The sequence below is a fragment of the Kitasatospora phosalacinea genome, from assembly GCF_000717185.1.
Classification (GTDB): Bacteria; Actinomycetota; Actinomycetes; order Streptomycetales; family Streptomycetaceae; genus Kitasatospora; species Kitasatospora phosalacinea_A.
Genome location: NZ_JNYE01000302.1, coordinates 1 through 270, shown reverse-complemented (window position 1 = coordinate 270; position 270 = coordinate 1). Strand labels below are relative to the sequence as shown.

The 270-nt window shown below is 69.3% G+C and carries 1 protein-coding gene; it reads left to right on the top strand.

The window, feature by feature from the left end; genetic code table 11:
• On the top strand, positions 1-270 hold a 270-nt coding region (locus OO57_RS38120), incomplete at both ends, for an ATP-binding cassette domain-containing protein (protein ID WP_033257524.1).

Genomic DNA, 270 nt, shown 5'->3' with positions numbered 1-270 from the left:
CCCGCACCAGTTCTCCGGCGGCATGCGCCAGCGCATCATGATCGCGATGGCGCTGGCCCTGGAGCCGGACCTGATCATCGCGGACGAGCCCACCACCGCGCTGGACGTCACCGTCCAGGCCCAGGTGATGGACCTGCTCGCCGAGCTCCAGGCCGAGTACCACATGGGCCTGATCCTGATCACCCACGACCTCGGCGTGGTCGCCGACGTCGCCGACAAGATCGCCGTCATGTACGCGGGCCGGATCGTCGAGACCGCCCCCGTCCACGA